At 67.5% G+C, this 14,068-nt stretch carries 13 protein-coding genes and 2 pseudogenes; 7 read left to right on the top strand and 8 right to left on the bottom strand.

What is annotated here, in order from left to right; genetic code table 11:
* Positions 1-19 precede the first annotated feature (19 nt).
* The 5 genes and pseudogenes from K9U40_RS05245 (at position 20) to K9U40_RS05225 (ending at position 5,714) form a co-directional block, all read left to right on the top strand.
* Complete coding sequence (locus K9U40_RS05245; protein WP_282889155.1) at positions 20-2,083, top strand: ParB/RepB/Spo0J family partition protein; 2,064 nt, start codon at positions 20-22, stop codon at positions 2,081-2,083.
* A 90-nt stretch (positions 2,084-2,173) separates the two neighbouring features.
* Positions 2,174-2,365 (top strand): annotated as a pseudogene (locus K9U40_RS05240) (DNA primase); the annotation flags it as partial.
* 166 nt (positions 2,366-2,531) lie between these two features.
* Positions 2,532-3,779, top strand: coding sequence for a tyrosine-type recombinase/integrase (locus K9U40_RS05235; RefSeq protein WP_282889154.1), 1,248 nt, complete (start codon positions 2,532-2,534; stop codon positions 3,777-3,779).
* Complete coding sequence (locus tag K9U40_RS05230) at positions 3,776-4,726, top strand: tyrosine-type recombinase/integrase (protein ID WP_282889153.1); 951 nt, start codon at positions 3,776-3,778, stop codon at positions 4,724-4,726. The genes K9U40_RS05235 and K9U40_RS05230 overlap by 4 nt, the downstream gene beginning before the upstream one ends.
* On the top strand, positions 4,719-5,714 hold the full coding sequence (locus K9U40_RS05225; protein WP_282889152.1) for a tyrosine-type recombinase/integrase: 996 nt from the start codon (positions 4,719-4,721) through the stop codon (positions 5,712-5,714). The genes K9U40_RS05230 and K9U40_RS05225 overlap by 8 nt, the downstream gene beginning before the upstream one ends.
* Positions 5,715-5,739: 25 nt before the next feature.
* Here the strand turns inward: K9U40_RS05225 and K9U40_RS05220 are convergent, their stop codons facing one another.
* The 4 genes and pseudogenes from K9U40_RS05220 to K9U40_RS05205 form a co-directional block, all read right to left on the bottom strand.
* On the bottom strand, positions 5,740-6,783 hold the full coding sequence (locus K9U40_RS05220) for a DUF7146 domain-containing protein (protein ID WP_282889151.1): 1,044 nt from the start codon (positions 6,781-6,783) through the stop codon (positions 5,740-5,742).
* Positions 6,784-6,890: 107 nt separating this feature from the next.
* A pseudogene (locus K9U40_RS05215) lies at positions 6,891-7,082 on the bottom strand (DNA primase); the annotation flags it as partial.
* A 62-nt stretch (positions 7,083-7,144) separates the two neighbouring features.
* Entirely contained in the window at positions 7,145-9,244 is a 2,100-nt protein-coding gene (locus K9U40_RS05210; protein ID WP_282889150.1) for a ParB/RepB/Spo0J family partition protein, read from the bottom strand.
* A gap of 173 nt (positions 9,245-9,417) precedes the next feature.
* Entirely contained in the window at positions 9,418-10,614 is a 1,197-nt protein-coding gene (locus K9U40_RS05205) for a DUF932 domain-containing protein (protein WP_282889149.1), read from the bottom strand.
* A gap of 448 nt (positions 10,615-11,062) precedes the next feature.
* Here K9U40_RS05205 and K9U40_RS05200 point away from each other — a divergent pair, with 448 nt between their 5' ends.
* Together K9U40_RS05200 and K9U40_RS05195 are read left to right on the top strand one after the other, a co-directional pair.
* Positions 11,063-11,344 carry a ribbon-helix-helix domain-containing protein gene (locus K9U40_RS05200; protein WP_282889148.1) on the top strand — a complete coding sequence of 94 codons (282 nt, stop codon included), beginning with the start codon at positions 11,063-11,065 and terminating at the stop codon, positions 11,342-11,344.
* The gene (locus K9U40_RS05195) at positions 11,341-11,625 is read left to right on the top strand and encodes a type II toxin-antitoxin system RelE/ParE family toxin (RefSeq protein WP_282889147.1); all 285 of its coding nucleotides are present in this window, start codon (positions 11,341-11,343) and stop codon (positions 11,623-11,625) included. The genes K9U40_RS05200 and K9U40_RS05195 overlap by 4 nt, the downstream gene beginning before the upstream one ends.
* Before the next feature lie 223 nt (positions 11,626-11,848).
* On the opposite strand, the gene K9U40_RS05190 is transcribed toward K9U40_RS05195, so the two are convergent.
* The 4 genes from K9U40_RS05190 to K9U40_RS05175 are packed head-to-tail and all read right to left on the bottom strand — an operon-like array spanning position 11,849 to position 13,877.
* Positions 11,849-12,253, bottom strand: coding sequence for an OsmC family protein (locus K9U40_RS05190; RefSeq protein WP_282889146.1), 405 nt, complete (start codon positions 12,251-12,253; stop codon positions 11,849-11,851).
* Between the two features lie 7 nt (positions 12,254-12,260).
* Positions 12,261-12,497, bottom strand: coding sequence for a thioredoxin family protein (locus tag K9U40_RS05185; RefSeq protein WP_282889145.1), 237 nt, complete (start codon positions 12,495-12,497; stop codon positions 12,261-12,263).
* Between the two features lie 19 nt (positions 12,498-12,516).
* Positions 12,517-13,581 (bottom strand): permease, encoded by a 1,065-nt coding sequence (locus K9U40_RS05180; RefSeq protein ID WP_414114852.1) that lies wholly within the window; start codon positions 13,579-13,581, stop codon positions 12,517-12,519.
* Complete coding sequence (locus K9U40_RS05175) at positions 13,578-13,877, bottom strand: ArsR/SmtB family transcription factor (RefSeq protein ID WP_282889144.1); 300 nt, start codon at positions 13,875-13,877, stop codon at positions 13,578-13,580. Before K9U40_RS05175 ends, K9U40_RS05180 begins: the two co-directional genes overlap by 4 nt.
* Between the last annotated feature and the right edge of the window lie 191 nt (positions 13,878-14,068).

Here is a 14,068-nt window from a genome sequence, read left to right as displayed (position 1 = left end):
CGTCGCGGAGAAGCATCCCATGGCCACGGCCGTTCAGAAGATCACCCTTTCGTCGTCCCGCGACATCCCCTTCAACAGGCTGGTCCTGAGCCAGTCCAACGTCCGCCGGGTGAAGGCCGGCATTTCCATTGAGGAGCTCGCCGAGGACATCGCCCGACGGGGCCTGCTCCAGGGCCTCAATGTCCGAGCCGTGATCGATGCGGATGGGGTCGAGACCGGCATGTACGAGATCCCGGCCGGCGGACGGCGCTATCGGGCGCTGGAACTGCTGGTGAAGCGCAAGCGCCTCGCCCGGACCGCGCCCGTGCCCTGCATCGTGCGGGAGGGCGGCATCGCCGAGGAGGATTCGCTGGCCGAGAACGTCCAGCGCGCGCCGCTGCATCCGCTCGACCAGTTCCGCGCCTTCCTCGCCTTGCGCGAGAAGGGCCAGTCCGAGGAGGAGATCGCCGCCGCCTTCTTCGTCTCGGTCGCGGTGGTGAAGCAGCGGCTGAAGCTCGCCTCCCTTTCTCAAAAGCTGCTCGACACCTACGCCGAGGATGGCCTCAGCCTCGACCAGCTCATGGCATTCACCGTGTCGGGCGACCATGAGCGGCAGGAGCAGGTGCTGGAGCGTCTCGCCCAGACTTACGACAAGCAGCCCTATGCCATCCGGCGCATGCTGACCGAAGGCGCGGTTCGGGCCAGCGACAAGCGGGCCCGCTTCATCGGCATCGAAGCCTACGAGACGGCCGGCGGCACGGTGCTGCGCGACCTGTTCCAGAGCGATGATGGCGGTTGGCTGCAGGACGTAACCCTCGTCGACCGGATGGTGGCGGAGAAGCTTGCCGCCGAGGCCGACGCGATCCGGAGTGAAGGCTGGAAGTGGATCGAGGTGGCGCCGGACTTCGCCTATGGCCACACTTACGGCCTGCGCCAGTTGCGGGGCGAGCCCGCGCCGGTGACCGAGGAGGAGGAGGCCGCACGAGAGACCGCCCAGGCGGAATACGATCGCCTCTCCGAAGAATATGCCGATGCCGACGAGCTTCCCGAAGAGACCGACGCCCGCCTTGGCGAACTCGAGGCGATGCTGGAGGCCTTCGAAGCGCCTCCCGTCGTGTTCGACCCTGCCGAGGTCGTTCGTGCCGGTGCATTCGTCAGCATCGCGCAGGATGGCAAGCTCCGGGTGGAACGGGGCTATGTCCGTCCCGAGGACGAGGTGCCCGTCGAGGAGGACCAAGACCGTCCCGCCGAGAGCCATGATGGGTCTGCCATGCCCTCGACTCCTCTCCAGGAGGCGGCCACACCCGATGCCCCTGCGGAGCCCGAGGAGGAAGACGGCCTCACGCCGATCTCCGACCGGCTGCTCACGGAGCTGACCACCCATCGGACGCTCGGCCTGCGCCATGCGCTCGGTGAGCAGCCCGATGTGGCCTTCCTTGCCGCAGTCCACGCCCTCACGCTGAAGGCCTTCTACGCCTATGGCTCGGATAGCTGCCTCGAGCTCGATCTCAAGAGCGTGTCGTTCAACGCCCAGGCGCCAGGCCTCAACGACAGCGTTTCGGCCGAGGCCATCCGCGTGCGCCATGAGAGCTGGGCCAAGGCGTTGCCCAAGGAGCCGGGTACACTTTGGGACACCCTGAGCGGGTGGGAGCACGACAGCCGCGCCGCCTTGTTCGCCCATGTGGTGAGCCTCTCGGTCAATGCCGTGCACGAGGCCTGGAACCGGCGTCCGCGCGCCTTTGCCCATGCCGACCGGCTGGCGCAGGCGGTGTCGCTCGACATGGCGGCGGCCGGGTGGAAGCCGACCGTGGACACCTTCCTCGGCCGGGTCACCAAGGCCCGCATCCTGCTGGCGGTGACCGAGGCGAAGGGGGAACGCGCGGCGGAACGGATCGCCCACCTCAAGAAGGGCGACATGGCGCGGGAGGCCGAAACCCTCCTCGCCGACAGCGGTTGGCTCCCGGAAGCCCTGCGAACCCAGCCCTGCGACATCGCCGGCGAAGAGGCGGCGGAGAAGGACGGCGCAACGGCCATGGGCGACAGCGAGGACCTCGCCGATAGTGAGGAGCCCGAAGCGATCTCTCCCCCGATCGCTGCCGAATAATCCTCCCGGGCAACTTGGCCCGCCGCCCGTCGCCTCGCGCTCCCCCTGTCGCATGGCCCGGACGGCGGGCCTTTCTGTTGGAGCGTCCCCATGTCGGATGCAGCGCATGACCTCGCCCGACGGCTCGGCAGGCAGGCGGAAGCCGTCTGCAGCCATTATCTCTCCGCTGGCCAGAGGCAGGGGCACTATTGGCAGGTGGGCGATGTTCGCAACACGCCCGGGCGCTCCATGTTCGTGCGGCTGACGGACAGCGCGAAAGGCCCCGCCGGCAAGTGGACCGATTATGTTGCGCCGAGAGTTATGTTGCGGGCGCGCGCTGGACGGCGGTGTTGCGAGCGATCGTCAGCTCTTGCGCAACATAATCCCTGTCTGAGCGGTTTCGACCAACATAGCTTCCGCCGCCCCGCTCCGTCAGGAAGATCAAGCCTCCAACAACATGGAGGCCAGCGTGTTCGATGACATCTTCTTCCCCCACACCGCCAACCCGTATCGGGCGGCGCCGCTCGCAGAGCAGCGGGAGCGATACCTTGCTCATCTGAAGGCGACCGGCACGAGACGATCAACCTTGCGCAAGTGTGCCAACGATCAGCTGAGCTTGGTGCGCCTTCTGGACCTTAAAGATGGCGACCGGGTGAGCCGGTCACGGATCGAGGCTGCCGCGGCGCTATGGGCGCAGCCGAGGGGACGCCGGTGCGATCGGGCCGCGTCGCCCAAGACGCGCGACCGCTTCGTTAGCAACGGTGTTCGATGGCTCACCTTTCTGGGCTGGCTCGAAGATGATGGCGACTGCCGCCATCCGCATCATGGCGAGGTCCAGGCCTTTGCACGATGGTCGCGCGGGGATCGTGGGCTCTCCGATGCGACCGTGCAAAGCTACTGCAAGGCGGCCGACCACTTCTTCGGCCAGCTGGCTGCCAAAGGCGTCCGGCTGAGCGTCGTCGGCATGGCCGACATCGACGATGCCATGGCGGCGGAGCACGAGCGTGGCGCCTGGAGCCGCCGGACGAGACATGATTATGCGCAGCGGCTAAGGGCGTTCTTCCTGTACGCCGAGATGCGCGGCTGGTGCCGAGCGGGCCTCGCTGCGGGCATCGTGGCACCCCGCTTCATGGCCGACGAGGGCGTGCCGAAGGGGCTGCGGCGCGAGGATGTCGTGCGCCTGCTGGCGTCGGTTGGGGGCGACCGCCCGGTCGACAAGCGCGACCGGGCCATCCTGATGCTGTTCATCGGGTACGGGCTTCGGACCGGAGAGGTCGGTGGGCTGCGGCTGGACGATCTGGACTGGGAGAACGCCATGCTCCGGGTCCGTTGCCCGAAACCGGGCCGGACCCATCTGTGGCCGCTGTCGCAGGGCGTCGGCCACGCCATCCTGCGCTACATCAGGGAGGCGCGGCCGTCCGGCTTCGGCCGCAGTCTCTTCTTCACGACGCGCGCGCCCATCCGCCCGCTCGACCGAAGAGCCTTGGGCAAGATCGTCAGCGACCGGCTGGCCGGCATCGGCATCGTCACCGGACGACGTGGGGCTCACGCCCTGCGGCATGCGGCGGCCCAGCACCTCCTGGATCAGGGTACATCGATGAAGGTGATCGGGGACTTCCTCGGCCATCGCGATCCGTCCTCCACCACGATCTACGCCAAGGTCGACCTCGCAGCGCTTCGCGAGGTGGCCGCTCTCGACCTGGAGGGCCTGGCATGATCCTGCGCGAGGCGATCGAACGCTATGTGCTCTGGCGACGGGCTCACGGCGCGAAGTTCACGACCGGCGCGAACCTGCTGCGCCGCTTCCTTGACCATGCCGATGGCGATGCCGCCTGCGACGCGGCCACCACGGGACAGGTCCTGGCTTACCTCGCGGGAGAGGGCCCGCCGACGCGTCACCGCGAGAACAGGTACTATGCGCTTGCCGGCTTCTGGCGTCACGCGATCAGCCGCGGCCATGCGGCCCGCTCGCCCATGCCGGTCGACGCGCCGAGATCGCCCGTTCGGGCACCGCCCTACATCTACTCGCGCGATGAGCTTGCGCGCCTCTTCGATCCCGCGACCGTGGAGGCAAGCCGGCGCGGCGCGGTCCAGCTGGATGCGGTGACGTTCCGCACCCTGCTTCTCCTGCTGTACGCGGCGGGGTTACGCTTTGGTGAGGCGACCCGGCTCACGTTGGCCGACGTCGATCTGGCGAACGCCGTCCTGACCATCCGGGCCACGAAGTTCTACAAGAGCCGCCTAGTTCCGGTCGGACCACAGCTCGCAGCGGTACTGGACCGACACGTCTCCCTGCGTGGGCGCGGCGGGCTTGCCCAAGGCGAGAACGCCTTGCTCTTGGCGAACCAGGACGGAACTCGGCTCGCGAGCAGCACCGTGCAGGCCGCGTTCGACACGCTGCGGCGCGTCGTCGGGATCCACCGCGCGGCAGGTGGTCGGAAGGTCCCGCGCCTGCACGACCTTCGGCACAGCTTCGCGGTCCATCGCCTGACGAGCTGGTATCGGCAGGGCGCCGATGTGCAACGGCTGCTGCCGGTGCTCTCCACCTATCTCGGTCACGCCGATCTGGAGGGCACGAAGGTCTACCTGTCGATGACGCCGGAGCTGCTGGAACAGGCGTCGCTGCGGTTCGCCCGCTATGCAGAGGGAGGTCGGCATGTCTGACCTCGCAGCCCTCGGCCCCTGGCTCCGCCGCTTCCTGGGCGAGCACATCGTCACCGAACGCAATCTCGCCCGGAACACCCGTAAGAGTTACCGCGACACCTTCAGTCTGCTGCTGCCCTTTATCAGCCGGAAGGCACGCAAGCCCGTGGACCGGTTGGCCGTGTGGGACCTGACGTCCGGACACGTGCTGCAGTTCCTCGCCCATATCGAGACAGATCGAGGTTGCACCGCCCGGACCCGTAATCAGCGACTGGCCGCCATCCGGGCGTTCGCGCGCTTCGTCGGCAGCCGGGACCCGATCCATGTTGAATGGTGCGGTCACATCCGGGCCATCGCGTCGAAGCGGTCCATGCCGCCGCCGGTCGGATGGCTGACCAGGACGGAGATGGAGGCGATGTTGGCGACGCCCGACCGCAAGACCCGACGCGGCCGGAGCGAGTACGCGCTTCTGCTCTTCCTCTACAATACCGGCGCAAGGGTCTCCGAAGCCACCCAGCTAAGGGTGTGCGATCTGCAGATGGGATTGCGGAACGGCGGGCACGATCTCGCCACCTTGCACGGCAAAGGCGGCAGGACGCGGCACTGCCCGCTATGGCCGGAAACCGAGCGCGTTCTGGTGGACGAGATCAGCGGCCGCGCGACCGAAGACGCCGTGTTCGTCAGCCGGCTCGGGACGCCGTTCACCCGCTTCGGGGTGTACCGCCTCATCGAGCGTTGTGCGGCCAAGGTCCCGGGACTGGCCGATCGAACGATAACGCCGCACATGATCCGGCACACCACGGCCTGCCACCTGGTCCTCGCCGGCGTGGACATCAACACCATCCGTGCCTGGCTCGGACACGTGTCGATCAGCACGACCAACATCTATGCCGAGATCGACCTCACGCTGAAGGCCAACGCCGTCGCGCTCTGCGAGGTGGGGCAGCCACGGCCCGCTCGCTCATGGAAGGAGGACAAGGACCTCATGGCCTTCCTGAAGGCATTGTGAGTCGGAGACGGGGTGCCGGCGTCGGTCACCCTGTCCTCGCCATCCTCCGCCGCATGAAGCGGACCGCATCCTGCGGGACGAGCTGAGCGCGCACCGACGCGCGAACGGCGCCGAGGCCGAACGCGAGCAGGTCCTCGTTGAAGTCCCCAAGTTGCGGGGAAAGGACCAGCGCCTCGACGCCAGCGGCTTCGGCGGCCTCGGTGAGCGCCGCGACCGCCGTCTCGCCTGCGGCATCGGCATCGCGCGCGATGTAGAGCCGACGGAGCCCTGGCGGGAACTGGAGAGAAGCGAGATGGCTGGCTGAGAGCGCGGCCGCCATCGGCATGGCGGGCATCGCGCATCGCAGCGACAACATCGTCTCGATGCCCTCGCCGGCAGCGAGGACGTCGCCGGCCGCGCCGAACCCAACGGCATGGCCGAGAAGAACGCCCATGGCTCGTCGCGGCGTGTCGATCGGCGCCTTGCCCAAGCCGTCCGGGGCAAGCCAGGTACGATGCACGCCGGTGACGGCGCCGGAAAGATCGGTGACCGCCGCGATCATCGCCGGCCAGCTCTCGGTCGGCGCACGCTCGTCCGGACGATACCAGCAGCGCGGATGAAAGCGGAGGGCCTCACATCCCCTCAGGTCCGTGATCCCGCGGGCGCGCAGGTACGCCTCGGCCAAGGTGCCGACGATCGGCTTCGTGATGGCCCAGAGCCGCCGCGCCGCCTCGGGCGAACCGGTCGGAGCGGGCGGTCTCGGCTCATATGGCGGTTCGGCGCGGGGCAGCGACAGGAAGCGCCGGGCCTCCTCGGCAACATCGCGAAACTCGACGAGCCCGCAGCTCTTGCGGATCACGTCGAGCAGGTCGCCGTGCTCGGCCGAGGCGGCATCGGTCCAATGCCCGGCTGCGCCGGGGCCGGAATCCGGCCCGCTCAGCCGCACGAACATCGACCGGCCCGGCGCGTTGCGCGCGTCGCCCACCGTCCAGTAGCGGCCCTGGCGTCGGCCCTTGGAGAGGTAATGGCGGCAGACTGCCTCGGCGTCGCGGGCGAGACGCCGCGCCAGCTCGGAAGCGTCGCGGGGCATCACGCGACCCTCCCTGACGGGCTGAGATTATGTTGTGCAGAAGCTGCCGAGCCCTCGCAACACCGCCGCCCGGCGCGCGCCCGCAACATAACCCTCGGCGCAACATAATCGGTCCACTTGCCGGCCGGCCCTTTCGGAGAGTCCCTGAGACGCACGAACATGGAGTGGCCGGGCGTATTGCGCACGTCACCCACCTGCCAGTAGTTCCCCTGCCGCCGGCCATTGGAGAGATAGTGGCGGCACACCGCTTCCGCGCGCTCGGCGAGACGGCGCGCCAGATCATGGGGCGATTGCGCCATGATGGACCTCCATAAGAAAAGGCCCACCGTCGCCGGTGGGCCCGTCGCGCAGGTCGCCGGTGCTATTCAGCGGCAGAGGGGACGGGAGCGTCCGAGGCTTCGTCAGTGTCGTCGAAGCCGTCGCCTTCGACCACGGCCGTTTCGCCGTCGTTTTCCGCCGTTTTCTCGACGACGGAGTCCAGCGCCGTCGTCTCCCCGGTTTCGGGGCTTTTCATGCCGGCCGTGCGCAGCGGCTCGGGCAGCCACCGAGTGTCCGCGAGCAGGGTCTCCGCCTCGGTGGCCATGTCGCCCTTCTTGAGGTGGGCGATCCGCTCGGCGGCGCGCTGGCCCTTCGCCTCCGTGACCGCCTGGAGGATGCGGGGCTTGGTGACGCGGCCGAGGAAGGTGTCCACGGTCGGTCGCCAGCCGGCCGCCGCCATGTCGAGGCCGACAGCCTGGGCCAGCTGGTCCGCATGGGCGAGCGCCCGGGGCCGGCGGTTCCAGGCCTCCTGCACGGCATTGACCGAAAGGCTGACGACATGGGCGAAGAGGGCGGACCGGCTATCGGCCTCCCAGCCTTCCAGGGCGTCCCACAGCTCTGCGGACTCCTTCGGCAATGCCTTTGCCCAGCTCTCGTGCCGCATCCGGATCGCCTCGGCGGCGGCGCTGTCGTTCAGCCCCGGCGCCTGCGTGCCGAAGCTGACGCTCTTGAGATCCAGCTCCAGGCAGCTGTCCAGGCCGTAGGGATAAAAGGCCTTGAGGGTCAAAGCGTGGAGCGCCGCGAGGAAGGCTACGTCCTGACGGTCGCCGAGCGCCTGGCGCAGGCAGAGGGTGCGGTGGGCGGTGAGCTCCGTCATCAGCCGGTCCGAGATCGGCGACAGGCCGTCATCCTCCTCCGGCTCCACTGCCTGGGCATCGGCGGACACGGTGTGGTCGATGTCGTGGGTGGCCGACACCGCGGCGACCTCGCCGATGTCCTCCGCGTCGGGGTCCGCCTCGACCGGCAGTTCGTCCTCCGGCCGGACGTAGCCGCGCTCGATCCGCAGGCGGCCCTCAGGACCGATGCTCACGAACGCACCGGCACGGGCGACCCCTGCAGGATCAAAGGCCAGCGGCCGCGCGTCCATCGCCTCCAGAGCCGCCTCAAGCTCGCCCAGGCGCGCGTCGACCTCGTCGGGCAGCTCGTCGGCGTCCTGATACGCCTCGGACAGGCGGTTGACCTCCGCCTGCACGGCATCGCGGGCCGCTTCCTCCTCCATCGACATGGGAACCGGATCGCCGCGCAGCTGGCGCAGGCCGAAGGTGTGGCCGTAGGCGAAGTCGGGGGCGACCTCGATCCATTTCCAGGCCTCGGCGGCGATGGCTTCCGCTTCCGCCTTCAGCTTGTCGGCCACCATCCGGTCCACGAGGGTGACATCCTGCAGCCAGCCGCCGTCGTCGCCCTGGAACAGGTCGCGCAGCACCGTGCCGCCGGCCTCCACATAGGCCTCGACACCGATGAACCGCGCCCGCTTGTCGCAGGCGCGCACGGCGCCCTCGGTCAGCATCCGCCGGATGACATGAGGCTGCTTGTCGTAGGCCTGTTGCAGCCGATCGAACACCTGCTCCTGGCGTTCATGGTCGCCCGACACGGTGAACGCCATGAGCTGGTCCAGCGTCATGCCGTCCTCGGCATAGGTGTCGAGCAGCCTCTGTGAGACCGAGGCGAGCTTCAGCCGCTGCTTCACCACCGCCACCGACACGAAGAAGGCGGCGGCGATCTCCTCCTCGGACTGGCCCTTCTCGCGGAGTGCCAGGAAGGCACGGAACTGGTCGAGGGGATGCAGCGGGGCGCGCTGGACGTTCTCGGCGAGCGAGTCCTCCTCGGCGATGCCGCCCTCACGCACGACGCAGGGCACCGGCGCGGTCCTGGCCAGGCGCTTGCGTTTCACCAGGAGCTCCAGCGCCTGGTAGCGCCGGCCGCCAGCCGGGATCTCGAACATGCCGGTCTCGACACCGTCTGCATCGACGACGGCGCGGACATTGAGGCCCTGCAGCAGGCCGCGCCGGGCGATGTCCTCGGCGAGTTGCTCGATGGAGACGCCGGCCTTCACCCGGCGGACGTTGGATTGGCTGAGCACCAGCTTGTTGAAGGGGATGTCGCGGGACGACGAAAGGGTGATCTTCTGAACGGCCGTGGCCATGGGATGCTTCTCCGCGACGGGCGGCCGGAGAACCTCTCTCTGGCCTTCAACCCGTCATGAAGCACAGCGCCGCCCTCTGCCTCTGAGGACGGCGCCGCAAACCCGACGATCTGGAAAGCTGGGACCATATGGAGCCGGAGACACGGCAATCCGCATCTCCGGCTTTCCGGAACTCAGGCAGCCCGGTCGAGCAGCTTCTTCGCCCGCGCCTCCAGATCGAGCCGGGCGTCCTGGTGGGGCTTGTCCCGCGCGACGGCGGTGATGCCCTGCACGAAGTCGAAGACGCTCTCGGGTGGACGGCCCTCCTCCATCAGCACCGTCTCGATGATCCTGGCCGTCTCGGCCTTGGAGAAGCCGCGCTTGCGCAGGAACGCGCTGCGGTCCTCATCCGAGCGGGCCACGATCTTCTCGCGAGCCGCCTTGATGCCGTTGACGAAGGGCAGGGGGGAGGAATTGGCGAAGCGGGTCAGCGCCGGCGCCGCCTCATGGGCAAAGCGCGAGGCGGCGTATTTGGAGTGGCGGATGGTGATCTCCTCGAAATCCTCGACGCCCCACAGATTGCGGTTCTGGCACACGGCGCGCAGATAGAAGCTCGCGATGCCAAGCGTTTTCGCCCCGACTTCCGAGTTCCAGCAATAGAAGCCGCGGAAATAGAGGTCGGGCGAACCGTCGGGTAGACGGCCGGCCTCGATGGGATTGAGGTCGTCCACCAGGAACAGAAAGACGTCCCGATCCGAGGCATAGAGCGTCGTCGTATCCCTGGTGATGTCGACCCGGGGATTGTAGATGCCGGTCGACCAGTCGAGCACGCCCGGCACCTTCCAGCGGGTGTCCCCCGTGCCGTTGCCGGCGATGCGTTGTACGGCGGCGACCAGCTCATGGTCGAAGATGCGGCCATAGTCGGGACCGGTGACGGCGCGCAGTTCGACGCGACCATCCTCGATCTCAAGTGTCTTGACCTGCTCGGCGCGATTGGAGGTGAGGCCATATTGCAGGTTGATGCCGGCAAGAGGTGCGGGGAGCTGGCGCAAATAGGCCGCTGGGGCGCCGACGAGGCTCGCGAGCTGGCCGAAGCTCCAATGTGTCGGGGCGACGGGTGCGTCCGAGCCCGGCAACACCAGCATCAGGCGCTCGGCGTCCTCTCGGCTCGCCTCGACGCGGATCGCCGCGCTCTCCACCGTCCGCGTCCTGCTGTGCTCGGTCCGGCCGTACACTGCGGTGAACAGGTCCGACAGGGACAGGTAGCGCTCGTCGTCGGGCCGGGAGAACCACTCCGAGGACACGCGGCCGATCCGCTCGCCGCGGCTCACATCCACCTTGTAGGCGCCCGCACCAGCGGGCGTCGCGTCCAGAATCTCCACCTGAGTCATGGGTCGTCTCCATGACGGGCGCCGGGAGCCTCTCTCCCAGTCCACAACCCGTCATGGCCGAACCGGCCAACCTCTCACTCTCGACTCGTTGCAGGACAACCCCGCAGACGGGTCGCCGGAGACCCGCAGCGTGTTAGTAGGGAAGCCCTTCCCTCAGAGCCGTAAATCGGAGCGGACGCAAAAGGGGGCGATGGCCATGCGGCTCGGCTGAGGACTGCGGGGATCTCTCCCTCTGGCGCGCTTACGGGCTGTGACCCGTTGCGGCCCTTTGGAACGCCTGCTTTGGGGGCACGAACTGAACCAGCGCGGCCTTAGCCGTTACGCACCGTCATGGCGGTGCGCAGCATCTTTGCTGGAGATGGTGCCGGGCTGCTCCCGACTTCCGAAAACTCTCCGCTTGCTGTTGGTAGTAAGCTTGCCTACTATAGGACAAAAGGAGAACGATCTCATGGCCAATGTCGAGAAGGTGAGTGTCGCCCTCACCCCTGAAATGGCGGCGATGATGCGTGAGGTGGTCGAGACCGGCGAGTATGCGTCGGCGAGCGAGGTCATGCGGGAGGCCCTGCGCGACTGGAAGCACCGGAGGACGCTGCGTGCCAAGGCCGTCGAAGAGCTGGGGCGGTTGTGGGATGCCGGCATGAGCAGCGGCCCCGCTGTCGATGGTGAGGAAGCCTTCGCCCGGATCAGGCAGAAGCTCGATGCCAAGATTGCTGGGCGTGGGGGAGAATGAGCTACCGGCTTCGACCACAGGCCGAGGCGGACATCGAAGCCATCGCCCTTTACATTGCCGAGGACAATCCTTCGGCGGCCCGACACTGGTACGAAGATATTTACCGCCGTTGCCAGCGGATCGGGGAGATGCCAGGCATCGGCGTTGCTCGGCCGGAGGTGCGGCCTGAGTTGAGAAGCCTCCCAGCCGGCAACTACTTGATTTTGTACCGCCAGATCGACGAGGGGGCGGAGATCGTCCGTGTCGTGCACGGCGCACGACAATGGGAAGATCTGCTCTAGATCTCCCCCGCGGATGGCTGTCAAGCTGGGCTGGAGATGATCCTTTGTGGACCTCGGAAACGTCTGCTTGTGGATGCCTAGCAGAGCATTACCGCCGAAAGGGTATGCCGATCGCCGTGCTCACCGGGTGCCGGTGCGCACGTTTCGTTTCGTCATGGACTTGGCCTTTCATGGATCACGACTGATCGCATGCGCGCTGGCGGGGTCCGCACGCCCACGACGCTCATGCCTTCCTTCGGATGGTCCCGTCCAATCGGGTCGCTTCCGCCACAGTGTTCGAAATCGTGCCGTACTTGCGGACGTTGGTGTGGAGCAAAGCCAGGCGCTGCTCCGTCTCGTCGGTGTCGATGATCAATTCGTAATCCACCGAGATGATCTTCGGCGGCGCATCCTGCCGAACGGCATGGAGCGCGACCTCCACCCCGCGCAATTCGAAATTCAGCATCGGGGCCACCCGCTCGATGCCCTTGATCATGCACGGGGCGATGGCGGCGAGAAACAGTTCCGCCGGGTTGAATGCATCGGCGCGCCCGCCGATGTCGGTGTCGAGGGTGATCTCGGCCTCTTTCGTCCGGGCGAGGCTGCCGTGAGCGTCGATGCGCGACGCACGAACCTTATATTCCAGCATGCGGCGCTCACGCCGCGAGCCAGCGGGCGACATCGTCCGGCTTCGGCAGACCGCCCGCGTGCACCACCTTGCCGTCGATGACGATGCCGGGGGTCGAGGCGATGCCGTAGCCGGCGATCACCGCATAGTCGGTGACCTTTTCCACCGTGACGTCGAGCCCGAGCTTGGCCGCCTCGTCGCGCACCATCTGCGCCGTTGCCTCGCAGCGGGAGCAGCCGGGACCGAGCACCTTCACCTCTTTCATGGCCTTCGCCTTTCTTGTTTCAAGAAAACAGCGCGTTGAACAGGAAACCCACGGCGAGGATGCCGGTGCCGACCACGCCCACGAACACGGCGATCAGCTTCAGGCTCAGGACTTTGCGCAGGATGATCATTTCCGGCAGGGACAAAGCGATGACCGCCATCATGAAGGCGAGCACGGTGCCAAGCGCCGCCCCCTTGGCCAGCAGGGCCTCCACCACCGGGATGATGCCCGCGGCGTTGGAATACATGGGAATGCCCAGCAGGACCGCCGCCGGAACCGACCACCACGCATCCCGCCCCATGATGGAGGCGAGCAGATCCGCCGGCACGTAGCCGTGGATGAAGGCGCCCGCCGCGATGCCGGCGATGATCCACATCCAGACCTTGCCGACGATGTCGCGCACCGCGTCGAGACCAGCCCTGATGCGATCCACCAGCGTCATGCCATTTGGCGGCAGTTCGAGCGGAGCGGCGCGCACATTGCGCACCCAGTCTTCCAGCCAGCCTTCCAGATGCAGGCGCCCGATGACCCAGCCGGCGACGATGGCCACCGCAAGGCCGAAGGCCAGATAAGTGAGCGCCACCTTCCAGCCGACCAGCGCGAACAGCAGGCCCAGCGCCACCTCATTGACCATGGGCGCGGCGATGAGGAAGGAAAACGTCACGCCGAGGGGGACGCCGGCGGAGACGAAGCCGACGAACAGCGGCACCGCCGAGCAGGAGCAGAAGGGCGTGACGATGCCGAGGCCGGCGGCCGCGATATTGCCGAGCCCCTCGCGCTTTCCGGCGAGCAGCGCACGGGTGCGCTCGGCGGAGAAGAAGCTGCGCACCACGCCCATGGCGAACACCACCAGCGTCAGCAGCATCAGCACCTTGGGCGTGTCGTAGATGAAGAACGCGACCGCCTCGGCAAGATGGCTGCCCGGCTCCACCGGCAGGCGGGCCACCAGCCATTGGGAGAACGGCGCGAGCTGGGCATAGACCACGAACCAGAGGGCGATCGCCGCGACGGTCGCCGCCGCCCAGGCCAGAGGCGATGCCTCCCGCGGCGGCTTGCGCCCGGTCAATGACAGGTCAGCGCTCACGCTGCTCTCCTATCGGACGAGGTGTTCAGGCTGTTGAGGACAGCATCAATGATGGCTGCCTGCTCGGCCGGCAATTCGGGATTGCGACGGTAGCGCACCCATTGGGCGTCTCGCCGATCCACCACGACGCCCGCCTGCTTGAGCACCGCCATATGGCGCGACATGCGGGACTGGGTGACACCGAGGACGCGCACGAGCTCGCAGACGCAATGCTCGCGCCCGTCCCATAGGAGGCGCACCGCTGCGAGGCGGGTGGGTTCGGCCAAGGCCGACAGAAGAGTGAGTGCAGGCTGCATGGGATCTATTTACGCTCATGCGCATATGCGTGCAAACGCATTTTTTGATCGAGGTCTATCGCCGGTAGCGCGGTGATGCCGGCCATCGGTGACGACAGTTTCGGGTGTGCCCGCCCGCCGCTGTGGGTCGCGCGACAGGACCGCGGAAGCCGTCCGTCCTGCATCACGATTGGGGCATTGCGCGTGGATCG

The sequence above is a fragment of the Xanthobacter autotrophicus genome (genome assembly GCF_030015065.1).
In the GTDB taxonomy this organism is placed as follows: domain Bacteria; phylum Pseudomonadota; class Alphaproteobacteria; order Rhizobiales; family Xanthobacteraceae; genus Xanthobacter; species Xanthobacter autotrophicus_D.
This window is presented reverse-complemented; position numbering and strand designations above follow the sequence as displayed.